Source organism: Streptococcus infantis (assembly GCF_000963255.1).
Classification (GTDB): domain Bacteria; phylum Bacillota; class Bacilli; order Lactobacillales; family Streptococcaceae; genus Streptococcus; species Streptococcus nidrosiense.
This window is the reverse complement of sequence record NZ_JYOV01000018.1, coordinates 1-16,706: the sequence shown is the minus strand read 5'-3', so window position 1 is coordinate 16,706 and position 16,706 is coordinate 1. Positions and strand designations below refer to the sequence as shown.

The window sequence follows — 16,706 nt, the reverse complement described above, 5'->3', positions numbered from 1 at the left end:
GTGATTGCGGATGATAGCTTGTGTTCTTCCCTCAAGAACAGTAATGATATTGAGCTGATCAAAATCTTGTGCGATAAAACTCATCTTTCCCTTGGTAAAGGCATACTCGTCCCAAGACATAATCTCTGGAAGACAAGAAAAATCATGCTTAAAGTGAAAGTCATTGAGCTTACGAATGACAGTTGAAGTTGAAATGGATAGCTGATGTGCAATATCAGTCATAGAAGTCTTTTCAATTAACTTTTGAGCAATCTTTTGGTTGATAATACGAGGAATTTGATGATTCTTCTTGACGAGAGAGGTTTCGGCGACCATCATTTTCGAGCAATGATAGCACTTGAATCGACGCTTTTTCAGAAGAATTCTGGTAGGCATACCAGTCGTTTCGAGGTAAGGAATCTTAGAATGTTTTTGAAAGTCATATTTCTTCATTTGACTTCCGCAATCAGGGCAAGATGGGGCGTCGTAGTCCAGTTTAGCGATGATTTCTTTGTAGGTATTCATATTGATGATGTCTAGAATCTGGATATTAGGGTCTTTGATATCGAGCAGTTTTGTGATAAAATGTAATTGTTCCATAGGATTCTTTCTAATGAGTTGTTTGATCGCTTTTCATTATAGGTCATATGGGACTTTTTTTCTACACAAAAATAGGCTCCATAAGATCCATAGGGGATTTACCCACTACAAATATTATAGAGCCAATTATCTCTGGCTACAATCTCAACTTTTTTATTTAGTTTAAGGTTTTTTTAAGTTTTCTATAATACTCTAAAGAACTCTATATTTGTTGAAAATAGAGTTGAGATTTTTTTATCATTCAAGTTACTTTCCCTAAAGGTATGCCTAGGCTCTTTCTGACTAGAGAATTCTAGTATTTGTTTCGATAAAGGGCTAGGTTGTGATATAATAGTAAGGAATGAGTTTTTTTAAGAACAGACTAAAGGAGTATTAAAATGATCTACGCTGGAATTTTAGCAGGTGGAACCGGCACGCGCATGGGGATTAGTAATTTACCCAAACAATTTCTTGAGTTGGGCGATCGCCCAATCTTGATCCATACTATTGAAAAATTTGTCTTGGAACCAAGTATTGAAAAGATTGTAGTTGGAGTTCATGGTGACTGGGTTACACACGCAGAAGATTTAGTTGAAAAATTCCTACCACTCCACAAGGATCGTATTATCATCACAAAAGGTGGTGCGGATCGTAATTCTAGTATTGAAAAAATTATTGAAGCTATTGATGCTTACCGTCCACTGACAGCAGATGATATTGTGGTGACGCATGATTCAGTTCGTCCTTTCATCACTCTTCGAATGATTCAAGACAATATTGAACTCGCTAAAAACCATGATGCTGTTGATACCGTGGTTGAAGCAGTTGATACCATCGTTGAAAGTACAAATGGTCAGTTCATCACAGATATTCCAAACCGAGCCCATCTCTATCAAGGACAAACTCCCCAAACCTTCCGTTGTAAAGACTTTATTGACTTGTATGGTTCTTTATCAACAGACGAAAAAGAAATTTTGACAGATGCATGTAAAATCTTTGTCATTAAGGGTAAAGATGTTGCCTTGGCAAAAGGTGAATACTCAAATCTAAAAATCACAACAGTTACAGACTTGAAGATTGCTAAAAGCATGATTGAGAAAGACTAAAAACATGATTAATCAAATTTATCAACTGACAAAACCAAAGTTTATCAATATCAAATATCAAGAAGAGGAGATTGATCAAGAGAATCATATCCTTATTAGACCAAACTTTATGGCAGTTTGTCATGCGGATCAACGTTACTATCAAGGAAAACGTGACCCCAAAATATTATCGAAAAAGCTTCCAATGGCTATGATTCACGAGTCTTGTGGTACAGTCATTTCTGACCCAACAGGTACCTATAAAGTTGGCCAGAAGGTTGTCATGATTCCCAATCAACCACCTATGCAGAGTGATGAGGAATTCTATGAAAACTATATGACAGGAACCTATTTCTTGTCTAGTGGCTATGATGGCTTTATGCGAGAATTTGTTTCTCTACCTAAGGATCGTGTGGTAGCTTACGAGGACATCGAAGATACAGTAGCTGCCATTACTGAGTTTGTCAGTGTGGGTATGCACGCCATGAATCGTTTCTTGACAGTTTCTCACAGCAGACGTCAGCGTATTGCAGTTATTGGAGATGGTAGTCTAGCCTTTGTAATGGCAAATATTATCAACTATACCTTGCCTGAATCTGAGATTATTGTTATTGGTCGTCATTGGGAGAAATTAGAACTCTTCTCCTTTGCTAAGGAGCTTTACATTACGGATAGTATTCCAGAAGACCTTAGTTTTGACCATGGTTTCGAATGTTGTGGTGGTGATGGCTGCGGACCTGCAATTAATGATCTCATTCGTTACATCAAACCACAGGGAACCATTTTGATGATGGGTGTTAGTGAGTACAAGGTAAATATCAATACTCGAGATTCACTTGAAAAAGGTTTATTGTTAGTAGGTTCTTCACGTTCAGGACGTGTTGACTTCGAAAAAGCTATCCAAATGATGGAGATTAAGAGATTTGCCAATCGTTTGAAAAATATCATTTATTTAGAAGAACCAGTCAGAGAAATCAAAGATATTCACCGAGTTTTTGCAACTGACTTAAATACCGCATTTAAGACTGTCTTTAAGTGGGAAGTCTAATGGAGGATGATTGTGGAAAAAAACATTAAGGAAAAACTTACCTCTTTACTATCAACTGCTGAAGATATTCTGAGCGTTGAACAATTAGGTGGTATGACCAATCAAAACTACTTGGTCAAAACAAGCTCAAACCAATATATTGTTAAGTTTTTCGGAAAAGGTACAGATAAATTAATCGATCGCCAGAATGAGAAGTTCAATCTTGAATTGTTGAAAGATTTGAAATTAGATGTAGAAAATTATCTTTTCGATATTGAAGCAGGAATTAAGGTTAATCAATACATTGAAAATGCTGAGACACTTGATTCAACTATCATTAAAACCAAATTTGAAAAGATTGCACCGATTCTACAAACCATTCACGCTTCTGGTAAAGAATTAAAAGGAGAGTTTGCTCCTTTTGAGGAAATCAAAAAATATGAATCCTTGATACAAGGGGAGATTTCCTATCCGAACTATGAAACTGTCAGAAAGTTAGTATTTTCTCTGAAAGACCAACTTGAAGAAATTGGTATCGATAAGAAATCATGTCACATTGATTTGGTTCCTGAAAATTTCATAGAAGGACCAGATGGTCACCTTTATCTCATTGATTGGGAATATTCATCTATGAATGATCCTATGTGGGATTTGGCAGCCCTCTTCCTAGAATCTGAATTTACCAGTGCAGAGGAAGAAGACTTTCTAAGACATTATAAAAGTGATAAGACTCCAGTTTCAAGAGAAAAAATTCGTATCTACAAAATCTTGCAAGACATCATTTGGAGTCTTTGGACTATATACAAAGAAGAAAATGGTGCAGATTTCGGAGATTATGGAATCTCTCGTTACAATAGAGCTGTGAAAGAGTTGGATTCTATGGGAGGTTCTGATGAAGACTAAAAACGGAGTTTCCTTTGGTTTGCTTTCAGGTGTATTTTGGGGATTAGGTCTGACTATTAGTGCCTATATATTTTCAATTTTTACTGATTTATCACCCTTTGTAGTAGCGGCAGCACACGACTTTCTAAGTATTTTTATCTTACTAGGTTTTCTTCTAGTTAAGGAAGGAAAAGTACGTTTTTCAATCTTCTTGAATATTCGAAATGTCAGTGTTATTATTGGTGCTTTACTGGCAGGACCGATTGGTATGCAGGCCAACCTTTATGCAGTTAAGTATATTGGAAGTTCTCTAGCATCGTCTGTTTCGGCGATTTATCCTGCTGTTTCAGTCTTGCTTGCCTTCTTCTTTTTGAAGCACAAGATTTCCAAAAATACAATTTTTGGTATCTTTCTAATCATTGCTGGGATTATTGCTCAGACCTATAAAGCAGAGCAAGTGAATTCTTTCTATATCGGAATTTTATGTGCCTTGATTTGTGCCCTTGCTTGGGGAAGTGAAAGTGTTCTTAGCTCTTTTGCTATGGAAAGTGATCTCAGTGAAATTGAAGCCCTCTTGATTCGACAAGTCACATCCTTCTTGTCTTATCTAGTCATTGTACTCTTTACACATCATTCATTTGCAGAAGTGGCAAACGGCCAATTGTTCGGTCTATTGATTGTCTTTGCAGCGTTTGATATGATTTCTTACCTTGCCTACTACATTGCTATCAATCGATTGCAACCAGCAAAGGCAACTGGTCTAAATGTCAGTTATGTAGTATGGACTGTTTTGTTTGCAGCAATTTTCTTGGGTTCGCCCCTTAATTTACTAACCATCATTACTTCACTTATCGTAATGGCTGGTGTTTACATTATTATTAAAGAATAAAGGAGAAAGCGCGTGAAAGCGATCATCTTAGCAGCAGGTTTGGGAACTCGTTTGAGACCCATGACAGAAAATACACCCAAAGCCTTGGTTAAAGTTAATCAAAAACCTTTGGTTGAATATCAAATTGAATTTTTAAAAGAACGTGGAATTGATGATATTATCATCGTTGTAGGTTATTTGAAAGAACAATTCGACTACCTTAAAGAGAAGTATGGCGTTCGTTTGGTCTTCAACGATAAGTATGCTGATTACAATAATTTTTACTCACTTTACTTGGTAAAAGAAGAGTTGGCTAACAGCTACGTTATTGATGCGGATAACTATCTTTTCAAGAATATGTTCCGAAATGACATCGAACGTTCAACATACTTCAGCGTTTATCGTGAAGACTGTGACAATGAATGGTTCCTAGTTTATGGTGATGACTATAAAGTACAAGATATCATCGTTGATAGCAAGAATGGACGTATTTTGAGTGGTGTGTCATTCTGGGATGCTCCAACAGCGGAGAAGATTGTTGGATTTATAGATCAGGCCTATGCAAGTGGCGAATTTGTTGATCTCTATTGGGACAACATGGTCAAAGACAACATTAAAAAATTAGATGTTTATGTAGAAGAGTTGGAAGAAAACTCTATCTATGAAATTGACAGTGTCAAAGATTATCAAAAATTGGAGAAGATTCTCTCTTCACAAAAATAAGGAAAATAAAATACGTCAGACACCTTACCTATTTTTGCTTGACTTTTTAGTGTTGATACAGTATACTAGTAAAAATTTAACCTTTAAGGGAAGTCCAGAGAGGCTCACAAGGTGTCAGATAGAAAATAGATTACACAAACTTCGAATAAACAAAGTTTATTTGATTCTTTTCTGTAAGTATCTTACTGAAACCTTGCGATTGCAAGGTTTTTCTTTTTCTGAACCCCTTAAAATTTAAGGAGGAAATGGTATGAATCCAAATTGTAAAAAACGCATGGGTGCTATTCGCTTGGAAACCATGAAAGTAGTGTCCCAAAAGGAAATAGCACCAGCAATCTTTGAACTCGTACTTCAAGGAGAAATGGTTGAAGCTATGAAAGCAGGCCAATTTCTTCATTTACGAGTTCCTGATGATGCTCATCTCTTGCGGCGCCCGATTTCAATCTCATCTATAGATAAGGCTAATAAACAATGCCATCTTATTTATCGTATCGAAGGTTCTGGTACGGCAATTTTTTCAAGCTTAAAAACAGGTGATAGCTTAGATGTTATGGGACCTCAAGGAAATGGCTTTGACTTATCTGATTTAGAGCAGCATAGTCGTGTTCTCTTAGTTGGTGGCGGGATTGGTGTGCCTCCTTTACTTGAAGTAGCTAAGCAACTGCATGAGCGTGGTGTAGATGTTACAACGGTTCTAGGATTTGCGACCAAAGATGCAGTTATTTTGGAAGATGAATTATCCGAATTCGGTCAAGTCTTTGTAACGACTGATGATGGTTCTTATAGAACCCAAGGAAATGTATCAGTAGTGATTGATGAATTTGACACAGAATTTGATGCCATATACTCATGTGGGGCACCTGGTATGATGAAATACATCAATCAAACCTTTTACAACCATCCAAGAGCTTATCTATCTCTTGAATCCCGTATGGCCTGTGGTATGGGGGCTTGCTACGCTTGCGTCTTGAAAGTACCAAATAGTGAAACGGTTAGTCAACGTGTCTGTGAAGATGGGCCTGTATTTAAAACAGGAACAGTAGTTTTATAAGGAGAGTGTCATGACTGCAAATCGATTACAAGTTTCTCTACCAGGCTTAGAATTAAAGAATCCTATCATTCCTGCATCAGGTTGTTTTGGCTTTGGTCAAGAATATGCCAAATACTATGATTTAGACATTTTAGGCTCTATCATGATTAAGGCAACTACACTTGAGCCGCGTTTTGGTAATCCTACTCCTCGAGTAGCAGAAACCCCTGCAGGTATGCTTAATGCTATTGGTCTACAAAATCCTGGTTTAGATGTCGTTCTGTCTGAAAAGTTACCTTGGCTTCAAAGAGAATATCCAAATCTCCCTATCATCGCCAATGTCGCTGGATTTTCAAAACAAGAGTACGCAGCTGTTTCTCATGGTATTTCCAAGGCAACTAACGTGAAAGCTATTGAGCTCAATATATCTTGTCCTAACGTTGATCACGGTAATCATGGTCTTTTAATTGGACAAGATCCTGAGTTGGCCTATGATGTGGTGAAGGCTGCCGTAGAAGCATCAGATGTGCCCGTTTACGTCAAATTAACCCCTAGTGTGACGGATATCGTGACGATTGCAAAAGCAGTAGAAGATGCTGGAGCTAGTGGTCTCACAATGATCAATACCCTTGTTGGGATGCGTTTTGACCTTAAAACCAGAAAGCCGATTATCGCAAATGGGACAGGAGGTATGTCTGGCCCAGCAGTATTTCCTGTAGCCCTAAAACTAATACGTCAAGTAGCTCAAACAACTAAGCTTCCAATCATTGGGATGGGAGGAGTGGATTCAGCTGAAGCGGCCTTAGAAATGTATCTGGCTGGTGCCTCAGCAATCGGTGTCGGAACAGCCAACTTTACGAATCCCTATGCTTGTCCAGATATTATCGAAAATCTACCAAAAGTCATGGATAAGTACGGGATCGAAAGTCTAGAAATGTTGCGAAAAGAAGTCAGAGAAAGTTTGCTCTAAGTTTTATGTACCGAATTCAGTCTAAATTGTTTTGAAAGCGCCATTTTTCTGGTATAATAAATACTATGATTATTACAGTACCTATTAAAACAGAAAAAGATATTGCAACACCAGGACCAAACGTCCTTGTACTTGGTTATTTTGATGGAGTTCACCTTGGACATCAAAAATTATTTGATATAGCTTCTAACATTGCTGCTGAAAAGCGCCAGGGAGTAGCTCTAGTAACTTTTAACGAATCACCAAAACTAACTCTGAATCAATATTCACCTGAACACTTATTGCATATTTTGAATGCTAGTGAACGTGAACGTAGATTGAAGAGAGCTGGAGTTGAGAGTTTATATTTGATGGATTTCACTAGTCGAGTAGCAAATATGACTGCAAAAGAATTCATTGATACCTACGTCAAGGAAGCAAAGGCAGATACGATTGTAGTTGGTTTTGACTACACTCTTGGTTCAGATAGAAAAACAGCTGAGGACTTAAAAGAACTCTTCCATGGAGAAGTAGTTATTGTTCCACCAGTTGAGGATGAAAAGGGGAAAATTAGTTCAACGCGCATTCGCCAAGCCATTCTAGAAGGAGATGTAAAAGAAGCAGGCAAACTTTTGGGATTCCCTTTACCAACGAGAGGTGTAGTGGTTCACGGAAATGCTCGAGGTCGAACTATTGGCTTCCCGACAGCTAATCTAGTCAACTTGGATCGAACATATATGCCAGCTGACGGTGTTTATGCCGTTGACGTTGAAATCCAAAGAAAAGTCTATCGTGGTATGGCGAGTCTAGGTAAAAATGAAACCTTTGATGGCGAAGAAGAGCGTTTTGAAGTTCATATCTTTGATTTTTCTGACGATATCTATGGGGAAACTGTCATCGTTTCCTGGTTGGACCGTATCCGTGATATGGTAAAATTTGATAGCGTTGATCAATTAGTTAAGCAACTAGAAGAAGATGAAAAGATAGCTAGAAAATAAAATCAAAAAATAGTAGAGTTTGGGATTTTCTCAAACTCTTTTTTAGATAGGGAATTAGCAATCTAAATAATGTATTTTAAAAACTGATCAATTTTGATATAATTTATCACCAAACTAAAGGAGACGCTTATGTTTAAGGAAAAAAGTATAACGCAACGCAAGCTTTAGATCTAAGAGATGTAGACCATCTTTATCTTGTAGAAACGAAGATTAATAAGTCTTTGTTTTCGAAAAAAATTATCAATTTTGTTATATCCATAAGAATGGCAAGAAAAAAACAAGATATGGTTTTGAAATCAACAAAAACAGTTCAAGAAGAGCTTGAAGAACTTAGGAGTCTTATTTCAAAAAATTACCCTAATATTCAACTTGGACTGTAAAAAGAAAGCATCGGAATTTGATGCTTTTTATGTTTATGCTAATCTTATTTAATCTTTACAATCTTGCTAAATTTTTGAGGCAATTCTTAAATCTAGTGAGCAGAGTTTTCTTTTTGTTATAAAATTCAGGAATCTTCAGTACACTTAAAAAATATGTATCCACCCTTTGAAATTTTCAAAGAAATTCCATAATTTCTACTAACTATGTATAGTGCTAATAAAAATAGAAAGCATATTTTTAACAATTTAAATAGCTCAAATTGTTAATAGGCTATCATCTCGTAAAGATAGTTTCATATTCTTTATGAAAATTAGATAGAATGACTAAATTAATAACGTTTTCTTTCTAATTTTTATCTGAAATCAATGGAAAAATTAGTTAAAAAATGGTAGAATAAAAGATAAGCTCTATTTTTATAATTGAAAGAAAAACGGAAGGTGTTTACATGTTTTTTAAAAGAAATGAAGGTCAATTTAGAGAAACAGATCGTGTTACAAGATTTAAGTTAATCAAGTCTGGTAAACACTGGTTACGTGCCTCTACATCCCTTTTTGGTTTATTTAAAGTCATTCGTGGCGGAGTGGATACAGCTCAAGTATCAACAGAGATTGTTGAGGAGCGTTCTTCTACACCATTGACAGGAATCGATGTCCTTAAGGGGATAGTAGCGGCTGGTTCGGTTATCGGTGGTGGAGCTATCGTTCAAACACAGGTTCATGCTAATGAGCAAACTGCTGTTGAAAAAGTTATTGAGACAGATGGTACGCTCGTTACTACGGATAAAGTAGTTCTAGGGACAGTTGGGCAAGAAGATCAAGAAACTCCAGCTTCAGATGTGACTTCTCAGTCTATTAGTGAGAGTGTTTCAGTCTCTGAAAGTCAATCGCTATCAGAGTCCTTGTCTTCATCAGTGTCTGCAAGTACATCTGCGTCAGAGTCAGCTTCGACATCTGCCTCTACGTCAACTTCAGCATCTACCTCAGCTTCAACTTCAATTTCAAGTTCAAGCAGTACTTCCGAGTCACTTACAAGATCAGAAAGCCTCTCAGCAACGAGTTCTACTAGTTCTGTAGTCGCAAGCTCAACAAGTAAGAGTGCTACTGATGAAACTTCTAAGGTTGAGGAAGTAGTGACGAATAAAGATGGTGCTACAATTACCTATAAAACAACTCCAGCTAACTTGAATACTGCTTCAGCAAGCGCAGGTGTTTCTGATAAAGTCAATGGCAACGCTGCTGATATGTTGACAACAGTAGCGACTGGGGTAGTAACTGCGACTGAAACTGACAAAAAACGTGCAGAGCAGGAGAAAAAACTCAAGAGTCTTTCAGATGAGATCGGAACCTATCTCGGTCGTCTGGGAAATCGTGAAGGTGCTGAAACTGCGCTTCTAAAAGGAAAAGCTACGATTGAAGCGATTCAAAATGCTTTGACAGATCCTAACGCTGACCTTAACACCCTTATCACTGAAGCTACTAGAACACGTAATAGTGTGGTAAACACAGTTCTTCGTGCAAGCTCTGGAGCGCGTGACTACCGTAATGGTCAAGCTTTGACTTCTTCAAATGATTTTCGTATTCCATTTAATACAAATGCTTCTTTGGGAAATGCGATTTACAACCCAAGAGCTAAGTTGGTTGTAACCAATAAAAACCAAGCAAACTACTTTAAAACATCAGGGAATGCAAATCTAAGTGGTGGTACAGTAACCTTAACACAAAACACTGGTAATCAAGCTGGTTCCTATACATTGAAAACCAAGATTGATATGACTGAGAGTTTCACTCTGACAGGTAAGATCAATCTTGGAGATTCTTATGAAGGTCATACTAATGGTCACTATGGTGGTGATGGGATTGCTGCAGTGTTTTCAACAGCCGAACCGGGTGTCATCGGTAATGGTGGTAAAAATCATAATGGTGCTGGTGGCTCTCTCGGTATGGGAGGAGACAACCTCAAGGGTTCCTTTGGTTTTAAGCTTGATACCTATCACAATACTAGTAGAACTAATCCTATTGATAAAGCATCTTCCGATCCCGGAAGTGTAGGTGGTGGTGGCGCCTTTGGTGGTTTTATCTATAACTATAATGGTAACAATGCTGGGGCACGAGGAACTGTCTATCCAGTAATACGTACATTTTCAAAATTGGCTCAAAATCCAACGGATAATTCTCTGAAAGATTACCAAGTTTCCTACGACGGTAGAACGAAAGAAATGACGGTTACCTACAATGGTCAAACATGGTCTATGAACCTGCAATCAGACAAACTGGCACTGATGAGTGATGCGAATGTATGGGGAAATCCAGATACTAATGCACTTAAGTACCAAAATACTTTCAATAGTTTATTATCAAACGCTGGATATCCTGAAGAGCTAGCCTTGGCTATTTTTGCTTCTACTGGTTCTGCATATAACTTGCAACAATTCAGACTAGAAAAATTTGAATACTCTGCTCGTGGTGCCTATGTTACAGTTAATTTCATCGATGCAGATACTGGAGAGGAAATTCCTGGTAAGGATGAGGTGTTTATCCAACAACTTCCAGGAACAACTGTAGATCTTTCACAATATTTGAACATTGATGGTTATCAGTTGAAGGCAACTAACGTTGCAACAGCCAAAGGATATGTATCGGGCAATACTGTCAGAGTTCTTGAAGGGAAACAGGGAATCACCTACGCCTTCCATAAAATCAAACAAAATGAACTTTATAATGCTACACCTAAAGTTCCAACTGTTTATACTTTGCAAGGGGAAGCTGCGACAGATGTTGCTAATGTAAATAACTTTGTCACTGTTGATCCTGTTGATAGTTCAACACCAGCTGTCACTGGACATAGAATTGCTTGGCTAACGCCAATCTCTACTAGTGCAACTGGGGCACAAACAGCTCAAGCGCGTGTAACCTATTCTGATAACTCAACCTCGGATGTGACCATCAACTATACTGTTTATCCGAAAGTTGAAACCAAGACATACAATGGTGTGACAGGTAAGTTTTATGCCTTCAAGTCAAACCTACCTGGTGATAGAGTTACAGGAGGAGGATGGGCCAACAACATCGGTGGTACGATTGAACAGTATACAAACCTAGGAGATTCAGCATTCGCTGGAACAAAATGGTCCTATAAGTATAAAATCAATAACCAAGGTACTGAGACTGTTACTCCTGTCGGTACACAACGTTTCCAAGAAGTGTGGAATACTACTGGCTCAGATGCCAAGAGCCATAGTACGACCTACACTGTCGTTGCTACCTATCCAAACGGACGTTATGGCACCGTATCTGCTAGCAACCCAGCCTTGACAAGTGAGACCAGTTTTGACTATACAGTAGTTGACCCAGTGGCTAAGCAAGACTATGTGACAACTGCTGGTGATAAGACTCCACTAGCTGATATCATTGCAAATCCTGGAAGTACACTGAAGAATTCAACTACTAATGTTACTTTCCCTGCGGGTACAACCTATAGTTGGGATCAAACCCCTGACGATGCTACGGTAGCAAATCCAGGATTTTACACTAGAAATGTGAGAATCACACTGCCACAAGGTTCATACAGTGGAGCTTTGGGAAATAACAGACCAGTTCCAGTAATTATCAAGGTCAATCCACAAGCACCTCAAATCGCAGATGATCAGGTAACTAACACAGGTGGTCTTCCAAATAAAGGAATTACAGTCACCAATGTGACGCCGGGTGCACTTGTTACCCTGACATTAAATGGACATACATTCCCTAAGACAGCGGGGAATAATGACACAAGCGTAACCTTTACTGCGACAGATTTGAAAGCGGCCTATGATGGAAATGACGGTCTCCTTCCAGCAGGTAACGTAACTGTTAAGCAAAGTAAGGTTTTCCAAAATCCAGGTACTAGTGCAAATGAAACCTTGGAGTCAACTACAGCGACTAAAACTATTACCAAGGAAACTGAAAAACCAGTTATTAGTTATAGTGTCGAGGTTAAAAATGCACAAGGTACTTGGACTACAGTTTCTAAAAAGACAATTATCCAAGGAAAACCAGCTGGATATGAAATCTTTGCAGGTGACGATTATCGTGTAGTTGCTACTTCTAAGGATAACAGCGGAAAGATTAACAAGTTTGAGGTTTCTGATAACAGATCACCACAAACAAACTTTATTGATTCAAACTATGCATCGGGTGGTACTATAAATAGTATAGGAACTACTACTGTAGCTACCGACGCAAGTCCTGCGAAAATTGAAATTACTGGTAAATATAATGACACCAGAACTTGGTCATCAAGTAATTTTTGGACACGTAAATTCATTTCCAGAGATCTGAGTGGTAATGAGCTAGAATCAGAAACATTTATTGTCGCACAAGGGAAATTGAGTGATAAATTCCCAGGAGCTCAACCTACTAACGCCATTGCAGTTGCCAATCCAAATGCGTTGACAAATGATGAACGCACCAAGATTCTTGATGCAGTGAAAACTGCAAACCCTCAGGTAGCCAACCGCATTAGCGATTATAGTATTGCTACCGATGGTACTGTAACGATTACCTACAAAGATGGCACAACAAATACTGTTGCACCAAAAGTGAAGTATGGAGTTGAGAAAGTAGCGGATACTTTCTATGCTGTTAGCAATGAAACTTTAGCAAACCTCACCCCAGCAAACTTTGTACGTGCAGTTGGGGCTCAACCTCTTCCTACAGGAACTACGGTCAGCTGGAAGAAGGCACCGACATTTGAAGCTGGAGACCATAATGGCAGCGGTGCAGCTGTATTGACTGTCACTCATCCAGATGGTTCTACAACGGATCTATCCTATAACTACAAAGTTTATCCAAAAGTTGAAACCAAAACTCACAATGGTGTGACAGGTAAGTTCTATGCCTTCAAGTCAGATCTCCCTGGTGATAAAGTTACTGGAGGAGACTGGGCCAATAATATTGGTGGAACAATCCAACAATATACAAACCTAGGAGACACAGGTTTATCAGGAATAGCAAAATGGTCTTATAAGTATAGAGTCAATAACCAAGGAACTGAGATTGTTACTCCTGTTGGCACACAGCTTTTCCATGATGTATGGAATACTACTGGCTCAGATGCCAAGAGTCATAGTACAACTTATACAGTAATTGCTTCTTATCCAAACGGTCGTTTTGGTACGGTATCTTCTAGCAATCCAGCCTTGACAAGTGAGACAAGCTTTGACTATACAGTCGTTGATCCTGTAGCTAAACAAGATTATGTGACAACGGTAGGTGATAAGACACCATTAGCTGATATCATTGCTAATCCAGGAAACGCACTGAAGAATTCAAATACTGCTATTTCTTTCCCAGCAGGAACTACATTTAGTTGGGTTCAGGCTCCTGATGACGCTATGCTGGCAAACCCTGGGGTTTATACGAAAAAAGTTACAGTCACTCTACCGCAGGGATCCTATGGTGGAGCTCCTGGTAATAGTAGAACAGTCGATGTGACGATTAAGGTCAATCCACAAGCACCACAAATCACTGATGATCAAGTAAATAATACGGGTGGTTTACCAAACAAGGCAATCACTGTTACGAATGTCACACCTGGAGCTCTTGTAACCTTGACTTTAGCTGGGCATACATTCACGAAGACTGCTAAAGATAATGAAACAAGCGTAACCTTTGAAGCCGCTGATTTGCAGGATGCTTATGATGGCAATAACGGTCTTCTTCCAACAGGCGATGTAACTGTTAAGCAAGAGAAGACAGTCAGTCTACCGGGTGGTGGAACTGAAACCTTGACTTCAGCTACAACGACGAAGACGATTACCAAGGAAACTGAAAGTCCAGAAGCTACTTTTGAACTTTATGTCAAGAACGATAAGACTGGCCTATGGGAAAAACAATCGATTAAGAATAATGTTCGTCCAGGAGTTAGTGGTTACGAAGTCTTCGCAGGAGACCAGGTTAAAGTTGTCTTAACTGCTAAAGATAATAGTGGTAAGATTAAAACTCTGAAACTTTACGATGGAAGAAATGACCAAAGTAAAATCTTCCAAGATGGCTACTCAACAAATGATAATGCACCTGGATTCAAGGATACGCCAACTGAAGCTTCAGTAACAAATCCGAAAGTATTAGAGTATACTGCTACTTATGGAGAAAATGTACAGTATGCAGATGGTAATAAATGGTCTCGTAATGTCAGAGCTGTAGATTTATCAGATAATGAGATTAGAAATCCAGCGACAGTAGTTGCACAAGGGAAACTGAATGAAAAATTCCCAGGTATTAAACCAAGTAGTGCTATCCAAGTTTCTAATTTAACTTCATTGACACAAGATGATCTTAAGAAGATTCTTGCTGCAGTGAAGACAGTCAACCCTGAGTCAGATTTCCGTATTAAATCGTACGATATTGATAGCAATGGAACTGTAACGATTACCTACAAAGATGGAACACAAAATACAGTAACTCCTGATTTGTCGGATTCGGATCACAAGTCAGAATCGGCAAGCACGTCAGCGTCAACAAGTGCAAGTACATCTGCATCAGAGTCAGCTTCGACGAGTGCATCGGCCTCAACGAGTGCAAGTACATCTGATTCAACAAGTGCAAGCGCATCGGCAAGTACGTCAGCGTCAACGAGCGCAAGTACATCAGCAAGCACGTCAGCGTCAACAAGTGCAAGCGCATCGGCAAGTACGTCAGCGTCAACAAGTGCAAGTACATCGGCAAGCACGTCAGCGTCAACAAGCGCAAGCACGTCAGCAAGTACATCAGCCTCAACAAGTGCAAGCACCTCAGCAAGTACATCAGCTTCAACAAGTGCAAGCACGTCAGCAAGTACATCTGCATCAACAAGTGCAAGTACGTCCGCAAGTACATCCGCTTCAACAAGCGCAAGCACATCGGCTAGCACGTCCGCTTCAACAAGCGCAAGTACGTCAGCAAGTACGTCAGCCTCAACAAGTGCAAGTACGTCAGCAAGTACATCCGCTTCAACAAGCGCAAGCACATCAGCAAGTACATCTGCATCAACGAGCGCAAGTACATCTGCTTCAACAAGTGCAAGTACGTCAGCAAGTACATCCGCTTCAACAAGCGCAAGCACATCAGCAAGTACATCTGCATCAACAAGCGCAAGTACGTCAGCAAGTACATCTGCTTCAACAAGTGCAAGTACGTCAGCAAGTACATCTGCATCAACGAGCGCAAGCACGTCAGCAAGTACATCCGCTTCAACGAGCGCAAGCACGTCAGCAAGTACCTCAGCTTCAACGAGCGCAAGTACATCTGCTAGCACGTCCGCATCAACAAGCGCAAGCACATCAGCAAGTACATCAGCTTCAACCAGCGCAAGCACATCGGCTAGCACGTCCGCTTCAACCAGCGCAAGTACATCAGCAAGTACATCAGCCTCAACAAGTGCAAGTACATCAGCAAGCACGTCAGCAAGCACATCAGCAAGTACATCCGCTTCAACAAGTGCAAGTACGTCAGCAAGTACATCTGCATCAACGAGCGCAAGTACATCAGCCTCAACAAGTGCAAGCACATCGGCTAGCACATCAGCAAGTACATCGGCATCAACAAGTGCAAGCACGTCAGCAAGTACATCTGCATCAACGAGCGCAAGTACGTCAGCAAGTACATCCGCTTCAACCAGCGCAAGCACATCAGCAAGTACGTCCGCCTCAACAAGCGCAAGCACGTCCGCTTCAACAAGTGCAAGTACCTCAGCATCAACGAGCGCAAGCACGTCAGCAAGTACGTCGGCTTCAACAAGTGCAAGCACCTCAGCAAGTACGTCAGCCTCAACAAGTGCAAGCACGTCAGCAAGTACATCGGCTTCAACAAGTGCAAGTACGTCAGCCTCAACAAGTGCAAGTACATCTGCTAGCACGTCAGCCTCAACAAGCGCAAGTACGTCAGCAAGTACATCCGCTTCAACAAGTGCAAGTACATCAGCAAGCACGTCAGCTTCAACAAGTGCAAGTACATCGGCTAGCACGTCGGCTTCAACAAGTGCAAGCACCTCAGCAAGTACGTCAGCCTCAACAAGTGCAAGTACGTCGGCAAGTACATCAGCCTCAACGAGCGCAAGTACGTCAGCTTCAACAAGTGCAAGCACATCGGCTAGCACGTCCGCATCAACGAGCGCAAGCACATCAGCAAGTACATCCGCTTCAACAAGCGCAAGCACGTCAGCAAGTACGTCAGCCTCAACAAGTGCAAG

At 39.8% G+C, this 16,706-nt stretch carries 10 protein-coding genes; 9 read left to right on the top strand and 1 reads right to left on the bottom strand.

Annotated features, from left to right (window positions below):
• A partial coding sequence (locus TZ96_RS07115) for an ISL3 family transposase (protein WP_045762794.1) occupies positions 1–579 on the bottom strand: 579 nt, incomplete at its 3' end.
• A 377-nt stretch (positions 580–956) separates the two neighbouring features.
• Here TZ96_RS07115 and TZ96_RS07110 point away from each other — a divergent pair.
• The 9 genes from TZ96_RS07110 to TZ96_RS11065 all read left to right on the top strand — a co-directional run.
• Positions 957–1,664, top strand: coding sequence for an IspD/TarI family cytidylyltransferase (locus TZ96_RS07110; RefSeq protein ID WP_045763478.1), 708 nt, complete (start codon positions 957–959; stop codon positions 1,662–1,664).
• Between the two features lie 4 nt (positions 1,665–1,668).
• Positions 1,669–2,691 (top strand): ribitol-5-phosphate dehydrogenase, encoded by a 1,023-nt coding sequence (locus TZ96_RS07105; RefSeq protein WP_045763477.1) that lies wholly within the window; start codon positions 1,669–1,671, stop codon positions 2,689–2,691.
• A 12-nt stretch (positions 2,692–2,703) separates the two neighbouring features.
• A complete protein-coding gene (locus TZ96_RS07100) occupies positions 2,704–3,573 on the top strand; it encodes a choline/ethanolamine kinase family protein (RefSeq protein WP_045763479.1) in 870 nt (289 codons plus the stop codon).
• Positions 3,563–4,441 carry a DMT family transporter gene (locus tag TZ96_RS07095; RefSeq protein ID WP_000850668.1) on the top strand — a complete coding sequence of 293 codons (879 nt, stop codon included), beginning with the start codon at positions 3,563–3,565 and terminating at the stop codon, positions 4,439–4,441. The genes TZ96_RS07100 and TZ96_RS07095 overlap by 11 nt, the downstream gene beginning before the upstream one ends.
• A 12-nt stretch (positions 4,442–4,453) precedes the next feature.
• Complete coding sequence (locus TZ96_RS07090; RefSeq protein ID WP_045763476.1) at positions 4,454–5,143, top strand: CTP--phosphocholine cytidylyltransferase; 690 nt, start codon at positions 4,454–4,456, stop codon at positions 5,141–5,143.
• Between the two features lie 250 nt (positions 5,144–5,393).
• A complete protein-coding gene (locus TZ96_RS07085; RefSeq protein WP_045763475.1) occupies positions 5,394–6,194 on the top strand; it encodes a dihydroorotate dehydrogenase electron transfer subunit in 801 nt (266 codons plus the stop codon).
• A gap of 10 nt (positions 6,195–6,204) precedes the next feature.
• The gene (locus TZ96_RS07080) at positions 6,205–7,143 is read left to right on the top strand and encodes a dihydroorotate dehydrogenase (protein WP_045763474.1); all 939 of its coding nucleotides are present in this window, start codon (positions 6,205–6,207) and stop codon (positions 7,141–7,143) included.
• Between the two features lie 65 nt (positions 7,144–7,208).
• Entirely contained in the window at positions 7,209–8,120 is a 912-nt protein-coding gene (locus TZ96_RS07075) for a bifunctional riboflavin kinase/FAD synthetase (protein ID WP_045763473.1), read from the top strand.
• 826 nt (positions 8,121–8,946) lie between these two features.
• Positions 8,947–16,706, top strand: a 7,760-nt coding sequence (locus TZ96_RS11065; protein WP_045763472.1) for an accessory Sec-dependent serine-rich glycoprotein adhesin, incomplete at its 3' end; no start/stop codon positions are given.